The sequence below is a fragment of the Acinetobacter sp. BHS4 genome, assembly GCF_018454425.1.
GTDB classification, from domain to species: Bacteria; Pseudomonadota; Gammaproteobacteria; order Pseudomonadales; family Moraxellaceae; genus Acinetobacter; species Acinetobacter pittii.
The window spans coordinates 1,380,451-1,401,625 of record NZ_CP075323.1; the positions used below are offsets into that span (position 1 = coordinate 1,380,451).

At 39.3% G+C, this 21,175-nt stretch carries 17 protein-coding genes; 13 read left to right on the forward strand and 4 right to left on the reverse strand.

All coding sequences use genetic code 11. The features are described 5' to 3' along the window. Nucleotides 1-57: 57 nt before the first annotated feature. Nucleotides 58-828 carry a 3-hydroxyacyl-CoA dehydrogenase gene (locus KIP84_RS06570; RefSeq protein WP_213689548.1) on the forward strand — a complete coding sequence of 257 codons (771 nt, stop codon included), beginning with the start codon at nucleotides 58-60 and terminating at the stop codon, nucleotides 826-828. 19 nt (nucleotides 829-847) lie between these two features. Then, nucleotides 848-1,990 (forward strand): acyl-CoA dehydrogenase family protein, encoded by a 1,143-nt coding sequence (locus KIP84_RS06575; RefSeq protein ID WP_213689549.1) that lies wholly within the window; start codon nucleotides 848-850, stop codon nucleotides 1,988-1,990. An 83-nt stretch (nucleotides 1,991-2,073) separates the two neighbouring features. Here KIP84_RS06575 and KIP84_RS06580 read toward each other — a convergent pair whose 3' ends face one another. After that, nucleotides 2,074-2,652, reverse strand: coding sequence for a flavin reductase family protein (locus tag KIP84_RS06580; protein ID WP_213689550.1), 579 nt, complete (start codon nucleotides 2,650-2,652; stop codon nucleotides 2,074-2,076). Nucleotides 2,653-2,821: 169 nt separating this feature from the next. Here KIP84_RS06580 and KIP84_RS06585 point away from each other — a divergent pair, with 169 nt between their 5' ends. The 9 genes from KIP84_RS06585 to KIP84_RS06625 all read left to right on the forward strand — a co-directional run bounded on the left by KIP84_RS06585 (nucleotide 2,822) and on the right by KIP84_RS06625 (nucleotide 13,802). Further along, nucleotides 2,822-3,598, forward strand: a complete 777-nt coding sequence (locus KIP84_RS06585; protein ID WP_213689551.1) for a HesA/MoeB/ThiF family protein — start codon at nucleotides 2,822-2,824, stop codon at nucleotides 3,596-3,598. A 58-nt stretch (nucleotides 3,599-3,656) separates the two neighbouring features. After that, nucleotides 3,657-4,955 (forward strand): AarF/UbiB family protein, encoded by a 1,299-nt coding sequence (locus tag KIP84_RS06590; RefSeq protein ID WP_002119658.1) that lies wholly within the window; start codon nucleotides 3,657-3,659, stop codon nucleotides 4,953-4,955. 15 nt (nucleotides 4,956-4,970) lie between these two features. Further along, nucleotides 4,971-5,351, forward strand: a complete 381-nt coding sequence (gene folB / locus KIP84_RS06595; RefSeq protein ID WP_000338783.1) for a dihydroneopterin aldolase — start codon at nucleotides 4,971-4,973, stop codon at nucleotides 5,349-5,351. Then, the gene (locus tag KIP84_RS06600) at nucleotides 5,308-5,745 is read left to right on the forward strand and encodes a 2-amino-4-hydroxy-6-hydroxymethyldihydropteridine diphosphokinase (protein ID WP_151282953.1); all 438 of its coding nucleotides are present in this window, start codon (nucleotides 5,308-5,310) and stop codon (nucleotides 5,743-5,745) included. The genes folB and KIP84_RS06600 overlap by 44 nt, the downstream gene beginning before the upstream one ends. A 258-nt stretch (nucleotides 5,746-6,003) precedes the next feature. Beyond that, entirely contained in the window at nucleotides 6,004-7,713 is a 1,710-nt protein-coding gene (gene kdpA / locus KIP84_RS06605; RefSeq protein ID WP_213689552.1) for a potassium-transporting ATPase subunit KdpA, read from the forward strand. An 8-nt stretch (nucleotides 7,714-7,721) separates the two neighbouring features. Next, the gene (gene kdpB, locus KIP84_RS06610) at nucleotides 7,722-9,761 is read left to right on the forward strand and encodes a potassium-transporting ATPase subunit KdpB (RefSeq protein WP_213689553.1); all 2,040 of its coding nucleotides are present in this window, start codon (nucleotides 7,722-7,724) and stop codon (nucleotides 9,759-9,761) included. A gap of 13 nt (nucleotides 9,762-9,774) precedes the next feature. Next, on the forward strand, nucleotides 9,775-10,380 hold the full coding sequence (kdpC, locus tag KIP84_RS06615; protein WP_151282955.1) for a potassium-transporting ATPase subunit KdpC: 606 nt from the start codon (nucleotides 9,775-9,777) through the stop codon (nucleotides 10,378-10,380). 39 nt (nucleotides 10,381-10,419) lie between these two features. Further along, entirely contained in the window at nucleotides 10,420-13,074 is a 2,655-nt protein-coding gene (locus KIP84_RS06620) for a sensor histidine kinase KdpD (RefSeq protein WP_213689554.1), read from the forward strand. A gap of 11 nt (nucleotides 13,075-13,085) precedes the next feature. After that, nucleotides 13,086-13,802 (forward strand): response regulator transcription factor, encoded by a 717-nt coding sequence (locus KIP84_RS06625; RefSeq protein WP_000625746.1) that lies wholly within the window; start codon nucleotides 13,086-13,088, stop codon nucleotides 13,800-13,802. Nucleotides 13,803-13,879: 77 nt separating this feature from the next. On the opposite strand, the gene KIP84_RS06630 is transcribed toward KIP84_RS06625, so the two are convergent. Beyond that, nucleotides 13,880-15,304, reverse strand: a complete 1,425-nt coding sequence (locus KIP84_RS06630; protein ID WP_213689555.1) for a glutamine synthetase family protein — start codon at nucleotides 15,302-15,304, stop codon at nucleotides 13,880-13,882. Nucleotides 15,305-15,709: 405 nt separating this feature from the next. On the opposite strand from KIP84_RS06630, the gene KIP84_RS06635 reads away from it, so the two are divergent. Continuing rightward, a complete protein-coding gene (locus tag KIP84_RS06635; protein WP_017398502.1) occupies nucleotides 15,710-16,258 on the forward strand; it encodes a DUF2799 domain-containing protein in 549 nt (182 codons plus the stop codon). A gap of 47 nt (nucleotides 16,259-16,305) precedes the next feature. Here KIP84_RS06635 and coq7 read toward each other — a convergent pair whose 3' ends face one another. Next, nucleotides 16,306-16,941 carry a 2-polyprenyl-3-methyl-6-methoxy-1,4-benzoquinone monooxygenase gene (coq7, locus tag KIP84_RS06640; protein ID WP_002119684.1) on the reverse strand — a complete coding sequence of 212 codons (636 nt, stop codon included), beginning with the start codon at nucleotides 16,939-16,941 and terminating at the stop codon, nucleotides 16,306-16,308. Between the two features lie 3 nt (nucleotides 16,942-16,944). Beyond that, complete coding sequence (locus KIP84_RS06645; RefSeq protein ID WP_014207111.1) at nucleotides 16,945-18,267, reverse strand: MFS transporter; 1,323 nt, start codon at nucleotides 18,265-18,267, stop codon at nucleotides 16,945-16,947. A gap of 166 nt (nucleotides 18,268-18,433) precedes the next feature. Between KIP84_RS06645 and KIP84_RS06650 the strand changes: the two genes are divergently transcribed. Further along, on the forward strand, nucleotides 18,434-21,169 hold the full coding sequence (locus KIP84_RS06650; protein ID WP_213689556.1) for an autotransporter assembly complex family protein: 2,736 nt from the start codon (nucleotides 18,434-18,436) through the stop codon (nucleotides 21,167-21,169). Nucleotides 21,170-21,175 lie beyond the last annotated feature (6 nt).

The following is a 21,175-nucleotide window of genomic DNA, read 5'->3' on the forward strand; positions in this document are numbered from 1 at the left end:
CAACAACTTTTACTCTCATTACTAAGTTTAAAGAACATTTCTATAGGACATTACATAATGAAAATTCAAGGGAAACATTTTGTCATTACAGGCGGTGGCTCTGGTTTGGGTGCTGCAACAGCTGAGTATTTAGTCCAACAAGGTGCTTCAGTTACCTTGGTAGACATGAATGTAGAAGCAGGTGAGCAACAAGCAAAACAGTTGGGGCCAAAAGCTGACTTTGTAAAACTTGATGTGGCCGATGAAGCTGCTGCTGAACAGTTCTTTAAGGATGTTTTGACAAAACATGGTCATTTGCATGGTTTGGTGAACTGTGCGGGTATTGGCCCTTCTGCGAAAGTAGTTGGTCGTGAAGGTGTACATGATTTGGCATTATTTTCAAAGACTTTAAATATTAATGTTACAGGTACATTTAACATGCTGCGTTTTGCAGCAGATGCAATGAGTAAAAACATGGTTGAAGAAGGTGAAGAAGACCGTGGAGTGATTGTAAACACTGCGTCTGTAGCAGCATTTGATGGTCAAATTGGTCAGGCTGCATATTCTGCATCAAAAGGCGCTATTGTTGCGATGACATTGCCAATTGCTCGTGAGCTTGCGCGACATGCTATTCGTATTATGACTATTGCACCGGGGATTATGGAAACTCCAATGCTTAAGGGTATGCCGCAAAATGTACAAGATGCTTTGGGGCAAATGGTTCCGTACCCATCTCGTTTAGGGAAACCAGAAGAATTCGCTCGTTTGGTTGCCCATATTGTTGAAAACTCATACTTAAATGGTGAAGTCATCCGTCTAGATGGTGCAATTCGTATGGCAGCAAAATAATAAAAATAAGGATGCTGAAATGATCTTAAATGCTGAACAAAGTATGGTTCAGGAGATGATGCGTAACTATGCGCAAAATCAGTTAAAGCCAACTGCTGCACATCGCGATAAAACCCATGAATTTCCTGCTCAGGAATTAAAAGATTTAGGTGCACTGGGTGCTATGGGGATGACCGTGCCCGATGAATGGGGCGGTGCCGGAATGGACTATGTATCTTTAGCACTTGCAATTGAGGAAATTGCCGCAGGCGATGGTGCTATTTCGACTATCGTAAGTGTTCAAAATTCCTTGATTTGCGGCATTACACTGGCGTACGGTTCGGATCAGCAAAAACAAACATATTTACCAAAATTTGCATCTGGCGAATGGCTAGGATGCTTTTGTTTAACTGAGCCACATGTAGGTTCTGATGCAAGTGCGATTTTATGTAAAGCTGAGCGCGATGGCGACCATTGGGTTTTGAATGGCGTAAAACAATTTATCACCAGTGGTAAAAATGCCCAAGTGGCTTTGGTGTTTGCGGTAACCGATAAACAAGCAGGTAAAAAAGGGATTTCGTGTTTTCTTGTACCGACCAATACACAAGGTTACTTTGTGACTCGTATTGAAGATAAAATGGGACAACATGCTTCAGACACAGCAACCATTACTTTTGAGGACTGCCGAATTCCTTTAGAAAATTTGGTGGGGCAAGAGGGTGAAGGTTATAAAATTGCATTATCTAATCTGGCGGCTGGACGTATTGGTATTGCCGCTCAATCGGTGGGTATGGCAAGAGCGGCTTTTGATGCAGCGGTGCAATATGCAAATGAGCGTAAAGCTTTTGGAGTCGAATTAGTTCAGCATCAGGCGGTTGGTTTCCGGTTAGCCGATATGGCGACCCAGATTGAAGCTGCGCATCAGTTGGTTTTGCATGCTGCAACTTTAAAAGATGCTGGGCTGCCTTGTTTAAAAGAAGCCTCAATGGCAAAGCTATTTGCGTCTACTATGGCTGAGCGAGTATGTTCGGATGCGATCCAGATTCATGGTGGTTATGGCTACGTGAGTGATTTCCCTGTAGAGAGAATTTATCGTGATGTTCGTGTAAGCCAGATTTATGAAGGTGCTTCGGATATTCAACGCTTGGTCATTGCTCGCGAAGTGGCTCAAGTTAAATATTAGATTTTAAAAAAGAGTCACTGGCTGCAAAAAACCGCAATTATTATGCGGTTTTTTGCAATTAAATGAAACTCACTTTTTAATGATTAAATTTGAGCTTTGACTTCCTCACCAATTAAATAAAAGGTTCCTCCAGCAATATAGTGCAGACTTCGAAGTTCTTTCGGCGCATCTTGAAAATGCCAGTGCCCATCTCTAAAGACACGGCTATCTGCCCATGCACCTACAACAGAACCAATAAATAAATCATGAGCTGATTGATTATGCGGTTCAGAAATAAGTTTACATACAAGCCATGCGACGCAACCTGATACAAGTGGGCTAGGAAGATCTTCTTGATAGAATAGCTCAACACCGCAATGCTCAAGTTTTTCTGGATCATCTAACTTACTAATGGTACCAAGTTGATGAGTTAGATCGAGCTGTGCATAGCAAGGAACTTGTAGTGTGAAATAGCCACTTTGCTCAACGAGCTGTCGTGTTTTAGTGCTTTTGTCGAGAACAACGGATACTTTGGCTGGCTTGAATTCTAAGGCACATGCCCATGCGGCGGCCATTACATTACGGTCGTCACCATGTTGTGCGGAAACAAGGACAGTTGGACCATGATTTAACAAACGATAAGCTTTTTCTAACTCTACAGGTGCAATATATGATTGAGACATATTTAGCCTAAGTAATACAGAAAATAGATAGTCTTATTGTTGCAGAAAGTGTGAGAGAAGTAATGTGATAGGGTATTAACCGAATAAAAAAGTTGTTTCCATTTTATAGCTTTCATAATGATTAACTTAGTCATAAAATCACTTGGCTTCTAAGTGAAAGGATTAACGCGTGACCGAGCTTCAAGATATCGATTTTGTAGAGTTAAGTGATGAAGAAATGCATCTCTATAGCCGTCAGATTTTACTTGATGGATGGGATATTGAAGCTCAGGAAAAACTCAAACTTGCTAATGTACTGATTGTCGGTGCCGGTGGAATAGGCTGTACCAGTGCGGAGTTACTAGCGCGAGCAGGAGTTGGGAAAATTACATTGATTGATGCAGATACGATCGAGATAAGTAATTTACAACGACAAATCGCATTTGGTCATGAAGATATTGGTCGCTACAAGGCAGAGATTTTGGCTAAACGGTTACAGAAAATTAACCCTTATATCTGTGTTGAATACTACAACGAACGTTTAGACGAACATAACATTGATAGACTTATTGAACACCAAGATGTGGTTTTAGATGGCTGCGATAATTTTACAACCCGTTATCTGGTAAATGCAGCTTGTAAGAAACATCAGGTCGCATTAATTAGCGCTTCAGCAATTGGTTTTCAGGCGCAAATGTTTATGGTTGAAGGAGATTCAGCTTGTTATGAATGCCTTTTTCCGAAAGAACAGCATAGCAATGAAGGGCTGCGCTGTGCAGAGTCAGGGGTACTTGCAACCACCCCTGTAATGATAGCGTCATTACAATCACATCACGCTTTGCTGTATTTAGGTTTAAATCGTGTACCTTTAAAGCAGAAACTATTATTGTGGGATGGTTTAAATATGACACAACGTATTGTTAGTTTTGATAAAGATGTAAATTGCCCACTTTGTCAGGCAAGCTAATCAGTAAATTAAACAAAATTTGCTACACTCAACCTGAATGATTTGGTTTTGAAGAAATATGAAAAAAAATATTTTGTTTGATGGGCTACGTTCAGTCGCCCGCATTGGTGAAACAGCAGTGGTTGCCGCCAAAGCTGGAATTAAATACGCAACTGAAAAACCAAGTAATGCCAAACTCATGCGAGAGACTTTTGAGTCCCTTGGTTCAACTTATATTAAGCTTGGTCAGTTTATTGCGAGTACGCCATCGCTTTTCCCACGTGAATATGTAGAAGAATTTCAAGGTTGTTTAGACCAGACACCAACACTACCATTTAGTTATATTCAAGGTGTGCTTGCATCTGAGTTTGAAGGACGTGATTTAAGCCAGATTTTTAGCTACATCGATGAAAAGCCATTAGCTTCTGCTTCAATTGCTCAGGTTCATGCAGCTAAGCTGACTACAGGTGAAGATGTTGTTATTAAAGTACAAAAGCCTGGCGTTGAAACCATTTTATATACGGACTTAAGTGTGGTGCATTGGGCTGCCAAGCTCCTTGAACGCGCAGTACCAAAGATCAAATTCGCAGCTCTTTCAGAAATTGTAGATGAAATTAAAAGCCGTATGGTCCGTGAAGTCGATTTCATTGAAGAAGCACAAAACCTAGATGATTTTGTGGAATATCTTAATATTTCACAAAATAAAGCAGCGACAGCGCCTAAAGTTTATCATCAGTTTTCTACGCGCCGTGTCTTAACTATGCAGCGTTTATACGGTGTGTCTTTGACAGATTTTAGTGTCGTAAAACAATATGCTAAAGATCCATCGCAAGTACTGATTACTGCTATGAATACATGGTTTGGTAGTCTCATGCTATGTAAGAGTTTCCATGCTGACTTACATGCTGGGAACTTAATGTTGCTTGAAGATGGGCGTATTGGTTTTATCGATTTTGGTATCGTGGGACAGTTAAAACCTGAAGTTTGGACTGCATGTATTGCATTTATGGATGCCTTACAAAAAACTGATTATCAGGCAATGGCTGAAAATATGCTGAAAATGGGCATGACCCATAACAAAATTGACGTTCAGGTGTTGGCTCAAGATCTAGAGCGTTTGTTTAATGGCGTATTAATGGCCGATCCGCAACAGATCTTGTCTTCAAATCCAGCCGATTTAAATGACATTATGATGGATATGGTAGGTGTAGGTGAGCGCCACGGGATTAAATTCCCACGTGATTTTGCCTTATTATTTAAGCAAATGCTTTATTTCGATCGTTTTATGCGCGTACTCGCACCCTATACTGATATTTATGCAGACCAACGTTTGAAAATGGTTCAAAATATGGAACCTGCTTCGTTATTAAAGCACTAAGGTCAGTTTAAATTTATGGATGCCATTATTATTGAAGGCTTGAAAGTTGAGACAGTGATTGGCTGTTTCAACTGGGAAAGACAAATCATTCAACCTTTAATGTTGGATTTAACCATTCATAATGATTTGAGCCGAGCAGCAGAGTCTGACAAGCTTGAGGACACTCTCAACTATGCGCAGATTTGTGAGTTATCGGCTCAAACCATTCAACAAGCTAAACCTGAATTAATCGAGCATGCAGCACATCTGGTTTTACAATGTTTGTTTGAAACCTTTCCATCAATTGAAAAAATTACCATAACCATCCGTAAGCCAGCCATCATTGCAGAAGCAAATGCTGTAGGAATTCGTCTTGAACGCACCAGAAACAATTTTTGCGCTCGCCCTAGCGAGTAATTTAGACGCAGATCAGCACTTTACTTTTGCTTATACGCAATTGGCAACATTGGGGAAAGTGCAGTTTTCATCTGTTTATCAAATTCCATGCCGAGATGGTATTGGAGATGATTATTGGAATTCGGCATGTCTATTGAGAAGCACTTTATCGTGTGACCAAATTGAATCTTTTCTAAAGAAACTTGAGTCAGATTCGGGTCGTGTTCGTCCGTCGCATCATATTTCTTTAGATGTAGATTTGATTGCATGGGGAAGTGATCTGGACCATATGCAATTTAATTCTAAAAAGCTACCTTTGGCACTCGATGTAAAAATTCCCTTATATGAACTTTGGCATTGTGAAACCTTAAAGGCTGATAACATGATTTATCCAGTCGTTAATTTTAAAGTTTAATACCCTTCAAACTAAATTTTATGCAAATTTTACGCGGGCTTTGGTTTCCTCAATAGAGAATTTACGGGCATTTTATCGATACTGGAATTCACTAAATTAGTGTTATTTCAGGACAATAAAGATGCTTATAAATTCTCAAATGCGCATCTTGCATCAGTCTGGCATTGTCTTATGCGGACTTAAAACAAATGATATTTCTTCATCTCTCCTTATTTCCAGTTTGGCAAATCAAGCCGAGGGATATAGAGGAGAATAGCCATGTTAGAACTTATACTTGTTTTATTTATTGCTATTTTTCTAGCATGGTGCCTCAGTAAATATCTATCCAAAGTGATGGCAAATCAGCCGATGTGGGGTGATGGATTATTTCGTTGGATTGAAAATCCTGTATACCGCTTATTAGGTGTATCTCCACAACAACAAATGAACTGGAAACAATATTCTCTAGCATTTGTTGTAAGCTGTATTTTTCTTGCAGTGGCTATTCTTGCTATTTTTATGACGCAAGCATGGCTACCATTAAACCCTAACCATGCACCAAATATGAGTTGGGATTTAGCGTTACACACGGTTATTTCATTTTTAACAAACACCAACCAACAGCATTATTCTGGTCAAGCTCAATTATCTTATTTGTCGCAAATGACAGGTATTGTAGGTTTGCAAGTCATTACTCCAATGATGGGGTTGGCTTTGGTTGTTGCGACCTTAAGAGCTTTTTTTTATCAGCGTCCAAGCCATATTGCAGCCGATGTTGCCGAGCAGCCAGACCAAATTTTAATTGGGAACTATTGGGCAGATGTAATTCGCCCTACAGTCCGATTCTTGCTTCCTCTCTGTTTTGTCTGGTCTTTATTGCTCAACAGCCAAGGCGTGCCAGCAACTTTCCAAGGTGGGCCGGAAGTACAGCTTATTGATAAAGCCAATAGCGTTGAAACTCAAAAAATTCCTTTAGGGCCAGTTGCGCCAATGGTAGCGATTAAGCAATTGGGTAGTAATGGTGGCGGTTGGTATGGTCCCAATAGTTCTGTGCCTTTAGAAAATCCAACACCGCTTTCTAATTTATTAGAAATGATTGCGATATTACTTATTCCAATCACAGTCATTTTTATGGTCGGGCATTTTACCCAGCGTAAAAAGTTTGCTTACTTTGTCTTTGGTAGCATGCTTTTCATGTCGATTATTTCAGGTGCAGCGGCTGTCTGGTCTGAGAGTATGTCATCGACAGCATCTCAGCTTGCTGTAATGGAAGGTAAAGAACAACGATTTGGACCAGCAGCATCAGCAGTTTGGGCAGCGCTTACTACACAGGTGAATAACGGCTCAGTCAATATGATGCATGATTCCTCTGCACCGCTTACCGGTTTGGTCGAACTCATTAACATGCTGATTAATGCGATTTGGGGTGGTGTGGGCTGTGGTCTGCAACAGTTTATGATTTATCTATTACTTGCAGTATTTATTGCAGGTTTAATGACAGGCCGTACCCCTGAATTGTTTGGGCGCAAGATTGAAGCAGCAGAAATTAAATTGCTCGCGATTATTATCTTGATTCAACCTTTAGTTATTCTTGCATTTACCGCATTAAGCCTCAGCGTTCCAGGCATATCTGGAATTAGTAATCCGGGACCACATGGTATTAGCCAAGTGTTCTACGAATATGTTTCTGCATTTGCCAACAATGGTTCAGGTTTTGAAGGTCTTGGAGACAACACTGTATGGTGGAATGTTACTTGTAGTATCGCTCTACTGTTAGGACGTTTTCCGACCTTAATTTTGCCATTAATGATTGCAACACGTTTAGCAGCAAAAAGAAAAGCACCCGAAACAGCAGGTAGTCTTCAAGTTGAAACTCCAACCTTTGCTTTAACGCTGATTACGATTGTTGTGTTGCTTACCTTATTACAATTTATGCCAGTTCTTGTCCTTGGGCCTATTGCCGATCAACTTTTGTTGGTTAAAGGCTAAGGAGGCGAGTGAAAATGAATACACAAACTCATGTAAATAGCCATAAACAAACCATGGCAGTGCCAAATTTTGAAGTTTGGAAAAATGCATTTGTGAAACTGCTACCGCAGCATGCAATTAAAAACCCTGTGATGGCAATTGTATGGCTTGGAACAGTGGTTACAGGCATTAGTACAGTCTTGGGTTACACCACGCTGTTATTTGGTTTAGTGGTTACAGCAATTCTCTTTATTACCATTTTATTTGCTAACTATGCTGAAGCAGTTGCAGAGGCCAGAGGTCGTGGACAGGCATCTTCACTACGTGCAGCAAGAGAAAATTTAACAGCTCGAAGACTCAACTCTTTGACAGACCGTCAAGCGACTCAAGTTGCCGCTACCCAACTTCATTTAAATGATTTTATTGAAGTACATGCAGGTGAGCTTGTTCCAGCCGACGGTGAGATTGTAGAAGGCTTTGCCACTATTAACGAATCGGCTGTTACAGGTGAGTCAGCACCTGTGTTACGTGAAGCTGGAACAGACCGTTCAGGTGTTATTGGCGGAACCAAAGTTCTGACAGATCGTATTGTTGTGCAAGTGACTGCTGAATCTGGTCAAAGTTTCTTAGACCGTATGATTGCTTTGGTTGAAGGCTCAAATCGCCAAAAAACACCAAATGAGATTGCACTTGGCTTCTTGTTAATGGTGATGACAATCACGTTTTTAATTGTCGTGATTAGCTTGCCATTTATTGCCAAGTATTTGCATATTGAACTTGATCCAGTCGTGCTCGTGGCGTTATTGGTCTGCTTGATTCCTACAACCATTGGTGGCTTGTTACCTGCGATTGGGATTGCGGGTATGAACCGTGCACTTAAAGCCAATGTTTTGGCGAAATCGGGGAAAGCTGTCGAAGTTGCGGGTGACATTGATGTGCTTTTACTCGATAAAACAGGAACCATTACTTATGGTGACCGTCAAGCGACCTCTTTTTATCCTTTAACTTCGGTAACTGAGTCTGAGTTGAGAGCTGCTGCTTGGGTAAGTTCACTTGCCGACCCAACACCAGAAGGGAAATCGATTGTTAAGTTAGCAAAAGAGCAAGGGCTAAAACAGCAAGAACCTGAGCAAGCTGAATTTATCTCTTTTAGTGCTTCTACCCGAATTTCTGGTGTGAATTTACCGAATGGTGACCAAATTCGTAAAGGTGCATTAGATGCAATCTTGAAATTTGTAGATGAGGATTATTCTCAAGATTTAGAATTAAAAGCGCGTGTTGAACAAGTTGCAAAAAAAGGAGCAACACCTTTAGTCGTCGCTAATCAACATCATGTGTTGGGTGTGATTGAACTCTCAGATGTGATTAAACACGGTATTAAAGAACGTTTTGCTCGTTTAAGAGAAATGGGTATTAAAACTGTCATGGTTACAGGTGATAACCCATTAACTGCGGCCGCGATTGCTGCTGAAGCTGGTGTAGATGATTATATTGCCGAAGCAAAACCAGAAGACAAATTAGCTTGTATTCGCACCGAACAACAACAAGGTCGTTTAGTTGCAATGGTCGGTGACGGAACCAACGATGCACCAGCATTAGCTCAAGCCGATATTGGCTTAGCCATGAATTCAGGTACACAAGCTGCAAAAGAAGCTGGCAATATGGTCGATTTAGACTCAGACCCAACCAAACTACTTGCTGTGGTCGAGATTGGGAAACAGCAGCTGATTACCCGTGGCGCTTTAACAACATTTTCGTTGGCAAACGACGTCTCTAAATACTTTGCCATTTTGCCTGCATTGTTCGCTGCTGCGATTCCACAAATGCAAGTATTGAATGTGATGCACTTAGCAAGTCCAAACAGCGCGATTTTATCTGCATTAATTTTTAACGCGATTATTATCCCGTTATTAATTCCAATCGCACTCCGAGGCGTGAAATTTAAACCTTCAACTGCAACTCAGTTACTACGTCGAAATGTGTTGATTTATGGAGTAGGCGGTGTGGTTCTGCCATTCATTGCCATTAAAGCGATTGATGTGGTGATTGTTCAATTATTTGGTTTGTAATCTGGAGTTTGAAATGAAAACTTATGTACAAAATTCAGAAGCAAATTTGGGTCAGACCTTAAGAGCATCTTTCGGACTTCTAATTTTTACCCTTGTGGGTTGCGGTGCTATGTATAGTGCGATCGCTACAGGTGCGGGACAGGTGTTATTTAACAATCAAGCGAATGGTAGTTTGATTAAAATAGATCATAAAGTTTTAGGGTCAAAATTAGTTGCTCAGCCATTTGTTGGAGAGACTTATTTTCATCCACGTCCTTCAGCAGTCGCTTATGACCCGATGGCGATGGTAGGTACAAACTTAGCGCGTACTAATCCTGAACTACAGCAACAAATTGATGCACAGATTCTTGCGGTGAAAAAACAAGATCACATGGGCAATACACCTATTCCAAGTGATTTAGTGACTAAATCTGGTAGTGGTATTGATCCGCATATTAGTCCTGAATCTGCTCAGTTACAGGTTGCTCGAGTGGCTCAAGCGCGTCATTTAGACCCTAAGATTGTGGAAGAGCTTTTACAAAAGTATGTTGAACCGAAGCAGTTTGGTGTATTGGGGCAAGCGCGTGTTAATGTATTACAGCTCAATATTGCTTTAGATCAATTACAATCTACACATTAACTTAAAAAATAAAGTTGTTAGTTTACCGGATGATATCAAGTGCAAAGCAATCGCGAAAATCAGGCTGAGGCCTTATTAAATCATGTCAACAGATATCAAGCCGGTCGACTAACGGTCTTTCTCGGTGCGGCACCAGGTGTAGGAAAAACCTATGCCATGCTCGCCCGCGCCAAAGAATTATTTCAACAGGGCACAGATGTCGTTGTTGGTATTGTTGAAACCCATGGAAGAATCGAAACTCTAAAAATTTTGGAAGGGTTGCCTCAGATTGCTAGAAAAGAAATGCAATATCAGGGGCATATTTTAGAAGAAATGGACTTGGATGCTATTTTACTCAGGCATCCGGAAATTGTTTTAGTTGATGAGTTGGCTCATCGCAACGTCCCAAATAGTCGTCATGAACGACGGTGGCAAGATGTTAATGAGTTGCTAGACGCTGGTATTGATGTATTTACCACTATAAATATTCAACATTTAGAAAGCCTAAATGATGTGGTCTATCAAATTACAGGCATTCGAGTAAATGAAACAGTACCAGATCGGGTATTTGATCGTATTCGAGACATCCGCTTAATTGATTTACCCGTCAGTGAGCTTATTGAAAGGCTCCATCAAGGAAAAGTCTATGTACCAGAGCAAGCAAATCTGGCATTACAAGGCTTTTTTAGCATTTCAAATTTAACGGCATTACGTGAACTGGCAATGCAATGCGTTGCTGAGCATGTCGATTCAGACTTAAAAGAGAGTTATGCCTCAAAGGGTTTGAAATCTATATCGTTGCAAAATGAATTGATGATTGCGATAGATGGGCAAGGCTCTTCTGAATATTTAGTGCGAGCAGGCTGTCGTTTAGCAGAACGTAATGGTGCCACATGGACTGTAGTAAATGTTGCTAAAAGTTTGGACTTTGGACAGAGTTCAGTGAGTTCTTATAAAAAAGAATACATTGAGATTGACCGTGCGTTTGAGCTGGCTCGGCAACTCGGTGGTCGAACAGAAGTCTTATATGGGCATCGAGTTGCGTCAGTGTTAATGGATGCCGCGGTTGACCGAGGAATTTCGAATCTAGTCATTGGCAAAAGTATTTCGCCGTGGTGGTTAACGTTATTTAAGAAAAATTTAGCTCAGCAATTATTAAATCAAGAAAACTCGATTGCTTTAACCATTTTGCACCCAGAACAGGGCACTAAAAAGATTAATCAGCTTGAAAAGCCTTCATTTTTATCATTAAAAGAAAGCATTTTTGTTTTAGCTGTGACGTGCGGTAGCATTTTTCTAGCTCACTTCGCCGAAGTTCTATTTGGTATTGAAGACTTCTCTGTCATTTTTATTATTTCTGTTTTAATTGTTGCAACTAAAACTCGAATGCTCGCTGCAGTAGTGGCAGCCTTAATATGTTTCTTAGCCTATAATTTTTTCTTTATTGCCCCGCGTTATACCTTTCAGATTTCAGCACACCAAGGGGTAGTCACCGTTGTTGCTTTTTTTGCAGCAGCTTTAATTGCTGGCCGTTTAGCTTCTCAGTTACGCCAGCAAGTTTTGTCTTTAAAAGCTGCGAATGCTTACACTACGGTAATGCAAGACTTGGCGCGTAAGCTTTCTAGTGCAGTAAACCTTGAAGAAGTCATGCAAACAGGACGTATGACTTTAGAAACACAACTTCAAACTAAAGTGTGGATTTCTATTCGAGATAAGGTAATTTCATCTGATATTGAGCTAAATGATAAAGAAAAAGTAGCCGCAGAATGGTGTTTGAAACACAAGCAGCCGTGTGGGCGTTTTACCGATACTCTGAGTCAGTCAAACTGGTGGTTTTTACCTCTTTTAGAACAAAAAAATAGCCTAGGTATTGTGGGAATTTACTTTAAGGATGAAGTGGTTTCCTTAAATTTTGAGCAAAAAAAATTGACTGAAAGTGTAATTGAGTACATTGCACAGGCAGTACTTCGAACCCAATTGGTGAATGAGCTTGAACAAGCAAAAGTCACCAGTGAAACAGAGCGCTTACGTTCTGCTTTATTATCTTCGGTATCGCATGATTTACGTTCGCCACTTGCTTCTATCATTGGCGCAGCAGACACGCTTGCTAATTTTAAAGCTGATATGTCAGAACAAGACCAACAAGATCTGCTTGAAACAATTCATTTAGAAGGTGAGCGTTTAGACCGTTATATTCAAAACTTACTTGATATGACACGCTTAGGTCACGAAGGTCTAACTTTAAAAAGAGACTGGATTGGGGTAGATGAGTTAATTGGTTCGGCAACCCGCCGTTTAAAGCGTTATAAACCAGATACGCAAGTATTAGTCCAGTTACCTGAGCAGCCAATTAGTTTGTATGTTCACCCAGCACTGGTAGAGCAAGCTATTTTTAATGTTTTAGAAAATGCTGCAAACTTTTCACCTCCAGATGAGCCAGTTATGATTCGTACTCATCTTGTGTCAGAAGATGAGGTGAAAATAGAAATTGAAGATAAAGGTGCAGGAATTCCTGAAGACGAAAGACACCGCATTTTCGATATGTTTTATACTATGGAGCGTGGAGACCGTGGAAAATTCGGTACAGGTTTAGGGCTAACAATTGTAAAAGCGATTATTGGTGCTCATATGGGTACAATAGAAGCATTTTCAGGGCGCCAAAATAAAGGTACTTTAATTCAAATCAAATTACCCATTCATCCAGTAAAAGAATAAGTTGTAAATTCATGATAAGTTCAGAAACATCACCTGTAGAAACACGTATTGTGATTATTGATGATGAGCCTCAAATCCGTAAATTTTTAGACATTGCTTTAAGAACTCAAAAATACAAAACCACGCTCTGCGAAACGGGTTACAAAGGCCTAGAGGCTTTGGCAACCCAAGGGGCTGATTTGGTTATTTTAGACTTAGGCTTACCCGATTTAGATGGAAAAGAAGTGCTTCAAGAATTACGTAGCTGGTCGAACGTTCCCGTTATTGTGTTATCTGTACGTGCTGATGAATATGAAAAAGTTGCCTTGCTAGACGCAGGGGCAAATGACTACATGACCAAGCCTTTTAGTGTGCAAGAGCTTTTAGCGCGCATACGTGTCATTTTAAGAAATCAACCGATTCAACAAGAAGCTCATGTGTATGACGATGGCTATCTCAAGGTTGATGTCATGCAACGTTTAGTTTGGATCGAGCAACAACCAATTACTTTAACTCGAAAAGAGTTTCAGCTTTTGACGCTCTTAATGCGCTATCAAGGGCAGCTTTTAACACAGCCTCAGCTCTTAAAAGAGCTATGGGGACCCACCCATCAGGAAGATACGCACTATTTACGTATTTTAGTGGGCAAGTTACGCAGTAAACTGGGGGATAACGCGATTCAGCCACGTTATATTGCTACTGAACCAGGTGTTGGGTTACGTTTTTTAGCTAAACAGAAAAATCATTAATTAGATATAAAAAAAACCTTAGGGTATTTCTCCCTAAGGGTTTGCAAAGTGGTTTATAGTTTTTTTGCTCTTTTTATTTATATATCCCAATGTTGTTCTGCTTCAGTCATTTGACTGTAAATATTTTGATATTCAGCCTGTTTAACCGTGTACCAATGTTCTACAAAGTCTGCCCCTAAATACCCTTTTAAAATAAGACTTCCTTTAAATATTTTTAAGGCTTCCGGCTGATTGTTGGCTAATAAAATGTGCTCATCTTGAAATTTTAAAAGATGTGCAGGTTTTGGCAGCGGTAACTTATGAGATAAGCCGTAAGATACGCCAGCTAAAATAGTCGCTGTAACGAGATAGGGGTTACAGTCAGCTCCAGCAACCCGATATTCTAAGCGTTGATTTTGTATATCTGAGCATGGAATTCGTATTGCGACATTACGATTGTTGGTATCCCAATTGGCTTCTAATGGCACGTGATGGCCAATTTTAAAACGTCTATAAGAATTAATATTAGGCGCTAAAATCGCCATAGATGCAGGCATTAACTCAATGAGTCCGCTAATCGCGCTCAATAATTTGGCTGAAAGCTCATCTTTTTCTATTTCTGAACTAAATATATTTTTATGGTATTGATTAAGTAGGCTCATATGAAAATGCATGCCACTACCAGCCTTTGCCAAGTTCGGTTTCGCCATGAAACAAGCAGTTAAGTCATGTTTTCTTGCGACTTGCTTTACAATTCTTTTTAAAGCATTAATTTGATCGCAGAGTTTTAAAATGTCATGGCTGTGTTGAAGATTTAATTCGTATTGTCCAGGGGATGATTCCGCAACAATTGCGGTAATTTCAATTGATTGTAGTAAGGCTGCTTTTTCAACTTCATCTAGGACTTGTTGATAGTTATTTGGCGCATCTATATCAAAACATTGGTTTTCTGAACATGTCTCGAATTGATGCTGAGGTGAGAAAAGGTAAAACTCTAGCTCGGCAGCCATGACAGGAAAATAATTATTAGCATGTAACTGATTTAATAATTTTTTTAATATATTACGTGGTTCATAGCGACAGTCTGAACCATCTTCTTCTTGCATTGATAGGTAAAGCTGAGCATTTAATTCTGGGGATAAGGCACTTGGTTGCAAGCTGCCTAAAATGGGCAGGCAAAGTCTATCTGGTTCACCAATATATTTTCCCAAGCCTGTTTCTTCAATCACTTTTCCATCAAGGCTCATGGCATAAACAGAAAGAGGAAAATAACATCCATTAGATAGATTTTTCAGACTCTTAACATCAATACGTTTGCCACGAATATGCCCGTTTAAGTCATGTAGACAAATATCAATGTGCTGAGTGTGAGGATATAAACTTAAATATTCATCAACTTCTTTTAAAAAAAGATCTGATTGGAAAGTACCAGATTGTGTCGGAGGAATAAAATTATCTGATATTTTAAATGCCTTAAATTGAGGATCTTTTAAGTTTAAATTTGGGTAAATAAGTGTACTCATTATAAAAAACCTTGGTGGTTATTTAGCTAAAATCCTAACGTAGCCTTTGAAGTTAATCTCGTAAAAAAAGAGTAAAATGATGAAAGGTTTTTTTATGGGGTTTATCGTTTTTATTTATTAATAATCAATGTCTTGAATCTAATTTTTGCAATCAATTTTTAAAGTAAAATTAGCGTATAAGAGCAGTCAGCGCATTATAAAATTCTACGGATTTCTCTTTTTAAAATTAAACAAAGCTAAAAATTTAAGCTTCTCATTTGGTGAGATGGTCAAACTACTTTAAACTTAAATGCTTATCCAGTTAAACATTTATTTATAAATCTTGAATTGAGCAAGGCTTAAATAGCACATGTACTGGAATTTTATTTTTTGCGTTTTTTAATTTTATTTTTGAGTTTTCTTAATATGAAAAATATCGGTTTAGCCATTTTAGCAATCAGCCTTTCAGGTTGTGCTGCAATGAGCGTAGAAGAATGTAAGACTGCGAATTGGTCATTAGTGGGTGAGAAAGATGGTTCAAAGGGGTCTTCGCCACGTTTAGATCAATATTACAAAGCGTGTGGAAAAGCCAATATTGTTCCAGATCAAAAGTCATATGAACGTGGGTATAAAGAGGGCTTAGGGTATTATTGCCAGCCATCAAATATTTTTTATAACGCTTTAGAGGGTAACGGCAATATTAATGTATGCCCAATCGAGCAGCGTAATCGTTTAAGACCTTATTATCGAGCAGCTTCCGATTACTACAATGCAAAAAATGAATATGACCGTTATGATGAAAAGTTTAAGCAATATTCTGATAATGCTTACAACGAAAAATTAAAGCCAGAAGAGCGCGAACGCTATCGTAAACTTTTAAGAGAATTACAAATTGATCGTGACCGTATTAACAGAAACTATTGGAACTCAATTCGAGATATCGAACGTTTCAAATATGATCACGGCTTAAAATAATATTTTAAAAAAGGATTGATCTAAATGAGATCAATCCTTTGTTTTTTTTAAAGATAATAACTGGTTTTTGTCATTAACTTTGAGATAGCCGTCATCGTAATTTTTACTGCATATGGTAATTCAACACCGCCTGCTTCAAGTGCAGTATGACGGTGATGCAATTCATCTTCATTCATTTGCTCTAAAATTTTACGAGAGCGTTCATCTTGAGCGGGTAACTGGTTTAAATGATCTTGTAAATGCAGACTAACCTGACGCTCAGTTTCAGCAACAAAACCTAAGCTATATTTATCACCTGCAATACCAGCAAGGGCACCCATGCCATATGACAACCCGTACCAGATTGGGTTTAACAAACTTGTATGACTGTTTAATTCTTTTAAACGATCTTCACACCAAGCTAAATGATCTTGTTCTTCAATCGCTGCTTGTTGCATTTCTTGGCGTACATTTGGCAATTTCGCCGTTAAGGCTTGCCCATGGTACAGTGCTTGAGCACATACTTCACCACTGTGGTTAACACGCATTAAACCTGCGACATGGCGAGCATCTTCTACACCAAGTTTTGTTTCTACTGTTTCAGCTGGATTTTGACGCTGTGCTGCTGTTGCACCCGGAACAAGACTACGCAATGCCTGATCAAATGAGTTAATAAGTTGATCAATTCCAGTATAGTGGCGCATAAATTAGTCCTCTAAAGAAAGGTGGGCTGTGGCAAGCATTGGTTTTAGTCTAGCGAGAAGCCAGATACTAAAGATTGCACTAAGTACAGCTGTAATAATAAATAGTATTTTAATATCAATTTTTAAAACACTTAAGATTAAGATTGAAAAAATTGCAGAAGAAACCATAAAAACGGCATTTAGGATGTTATTCGCTGCAACAACACGTGCACGATGTGAACGTGGTGAATAAGCCTGCATCATGGCATATAGGGGAACAATATAAAAACCGCCACTAATACCCAATAAAGTCACAGCAATCATGACATGGTAGTAAACCCAGCCTTGGGTAAAAACGTCTTTTAAGGTAAGCAATGCTCCGGTTCTTTCTGGTACAAAAGCTAAACTGGCAGCAAGGTAGAGCGCAAAAACAGTAAGGCCAATTGCACCAATCGGCACCATTTTAATATTAATTTCTGAACCACCAATTTTACGGCAAAGAAGAGAACCCACACCAATACCGACTGAAAAGAAAGTCAGTAACAGGCTAACGACATTTTCTGATGCATGAAGGTTTTGCTGGGTAAGCTGCGGAATTTGAGTTAAATAAGTCGCGCCATAAAACCAGTACCATGAGTTGCCTAGCAAAATTGTGAATACTAACGGTAAGCTTTTGGCATATTTAATGGTTTGAAAGCTGGTACGGATGAAATTCCAGTCAATCTTTAAGTCAGGTGCAGCAACTTTTTGCGGCAAAATGAAGCGACTAAATAAATAGCCTATGCAAGCAATAGCCACTACGGTGATACTAATCCACAATAAATTACCATCTGATGAGGCAATTACGGCGCCACCTAAGATCATCCCGAACAAGATCGCCATGGATGTGCCGGATTGAAATAGCGCATTACCAGACATTAACTCGTTCGGTTTTAAGATTTCAGGCAAAATTGCGTATTTAATCGGGCCGAAGAACGTCGAATGTGTGCCCATCAAAAATAAAGCAAAAAGAAGTAGCCATAAGTTTCCTAACAGGAAACCTGCAGTACCGATGAGCATAATGATGATTTCTAAAATTTTAATACCACGGACGAGTTGAGATCGTTCGTATTTGTCGGCGATTTGTCCAGCTGTGGCTGAAAAAAAGAAATATGGCAGAATAAACAAGAGGGCTGCCAAATTATTAAGAGTACTTACAGGAGCAGATTGTTGCTGAATCCATCCATAAGTAATCACCAATAATAAAGCTTGCTTAAAAACGTTATCATTTAATGCGCCAAAAAACTGGGTAAAAAACATCGGTACAAACCGACGTGAGGTCATCAGGTGCTCATCTTGTTTCATCATGTGCAAACTTCATTGTGTTTTATAAAAAAATGTGACCGAGTGTTAATTTGCATCGAAAACCATGTATGATATTTTTAACGCTTGATTAAATGAAAAATCAATGGTTTTGAGTGAGTTTTACACTCACATTGGTGCGTTTTATTAAAAAATAAGTCTAGAGTTTTCTATGCCTTCTAAAATTAAGTTTAAACAGTCAACTCTCTCACATTCTATGCATTTAATTTTAAAAATGCAGGGCATTCCTAAACTTATTTGTAGCAGCTTGTTGTTAAGCGTTTGCGTAACGCCAAGTTTTGCTCAAACTTCTGTTGAGAATAGTTCATCAACAACTTTAAACCAGACAGTATCTGAGGAGTCAACTGAACAGTCAGCTCAGGTTAACGAGCAATATACTGCTCCAGTTACAGATATCGCTACACTTGTAACCCAAACTCAGCAGCAACAAGATAGCTTGGCTATATTGCAACAACAAGAACAATTTCCAAATCAAATTGATGAATTTAAGCCAATTACTCTTGATAATCTTGAAGATTTACCCGATATGCCTGTTGATCAAAACATGGCAAATGAAATTTATAGGGTAGCGGAAGAAGCAAAGAATGAAGCACAGAACTTTCAAAATGGGACTCAGAAACTCCCTGAAGTTACTGTAAGCGATGCAACTCAATCTGAATTAAATCAAATTAATCAGGCGCCAGTAAATATTGATCAGCTTATGCAAGAGATTAAGTCTGATAGTAAGATTGTAGTGGAAGCCAATGAGACTGGAAAAACACTACCTGAATTGACACCAGAGGCCGAAGAACCACCTGAGCAAGCTGGTTTCTTTAAACGTATTTTAAATAAAGTACGTCCGCCGCGTGCAATTCCGATGGAACAAGTACCGCGTATTAGCGCAGAGGTAGAAGGCGCTTCAGATGTGTTAGCTAAAAATATTAAAGGTAAGCTTTCAACTTTTACTCAAGAATCTTTTGAAGACTTTAATGCTGCTTTACCTCAGCTTAGAACATTAAGTAATCAGGCTGCTCAAGCTGTTGGTTACTATAATGCTGAGTTCCGATTTGAAAAATTAAGTCCGAGTCGTGTGCGTGTCAGGGTGACACCAAATGAACCAGTACGAATTAATGAGCAAAATATTGAGTTTACAGGTCCAGGCGAAAAGCAGCCGCAATTTCAGGTTATTCGCTTAGTTCCTGATCAAGATGTTGGTGATATCTTTAATCACGGTTTATATGAAACCACTAAAACCCGTATTGTCGATGCAGCATCTGATAACGGTTATTTTGATGCTTATTGGCGATTGCATGATGTAAAAGTAAGTCAGCCAGAAAATAAGGCCGATATTAATTTACGCTACGAGACAGGTGAGCGTTATAAATTAGATAAGGTCGAGTTTCGTATGAGCGATCCTTCGAAACCTTTGCCATTAAATCAAAATATCTTAGAAAGTATGGCGCCTTGGAAAGAAGGTGATGACTATGCTTTCTGGCGTGTAAACGTGCTCGCGAATAACTTAACCAACTCGCGTTATTTTAATTACACCTTGGTTGATAGCATTAAACCAGACCCAATTGAAAAGCCACTTGAGCTACCACCAGATTTACAAGCTTTGGTCGATGAGCAAAATATTGATGTTGATGAGTCTAATTTACTTTCACCAGAACAACGACAACTTGCAAAAGCTCGTCAATTAGCGACATCCAATAAAGAAGTTACGCAAAACGTAGTCGATGAAAAACAGTTTGCTGGAACACAAAATGCAAAACAGGCAGAGCCTCAAACTGCGATGTTGCAAAGTGCCGCAGCTCAGCATGATGAACAGGAAACTGAACAGGATCGTTTACAAGCTCAAGCACGTGAAACAAAAAGAATTCCAGTTATTGTGACTTTAAATGCTGACAAGCTAAATAGTTTGGAAACTGGTATTGGTTATGGAACCGATACGGGGGCGCGTTTACGTAGTCAATATCGCCGTTCTATCGTAAATAAATATGGTCATTCTTTTGATGCCAACTTAGAAGTTTCTGAAATTCGTCAATCGATTGATGGTCGATATAGTATTCCTTATAAACATCCGTTAAATGACTATTTTAATATCGTTGGCGGTTATGAGCGTGAAACACGGGATGATATCGGTCCGGATGTAAGCCTGTTAACCGAATCTGCTGTTGTGGGCGGGGAGCGCGTAATCAAACGTCCATTAGGTAATTGGCAGCATACTATTGGTGTTCGTTATCGTTTAGACCGTTTGACCCAAAAAGGTAATGTTGATATTTCTGAATTACCAGATGCTTTTAAAACAGCTGCATCTGAGCAAGAAGCATTATTGTTTAGTTATGAAACATCTAAAACTTCAAGTAATACGCGTTTAAACCCAACAAAAGCTTTTAAACAAACTTATAAATTAGAATTAGGCAGCGAGAGTTTACTGTCTGATGCCAATATGGCAATTGCGAGTGCAGGCTGGAGATTTATTTATTCTCTAGGTAAAAATGATGATCACCAATTTGTTGGAAGATCTGACCTTAGTTATATTTTTACAGATGACTTTGACAAAGTTCCATACAATCTTAGATTCTTTACGGGTGGTGACCAAACAATTCGTGGATTTGACTATAAAAGTCTTTCACCAGAAGTAGATGGATATAAAATTGGGGGCCAAGCTTTAGCTGTAGGTTCTTTAGAATATAACTATCAGTTCAAAGACGGATGGCGAGCAGCTATTTTCTCTGACTTTGGTAATGCTTACGATAAAGATTTCAGTAATCCAGCAGCTTATAGCGTTGGTGTCGGAATTCGCTGGAAGTCTCCAATCGGCCCAATCCGTTTAGATGTCGCTTCGGGTATTTCAGATGAGAACCATCCGATTCGTTTACATTTCTTTATAGGCCCACAACTTTAAAAATAA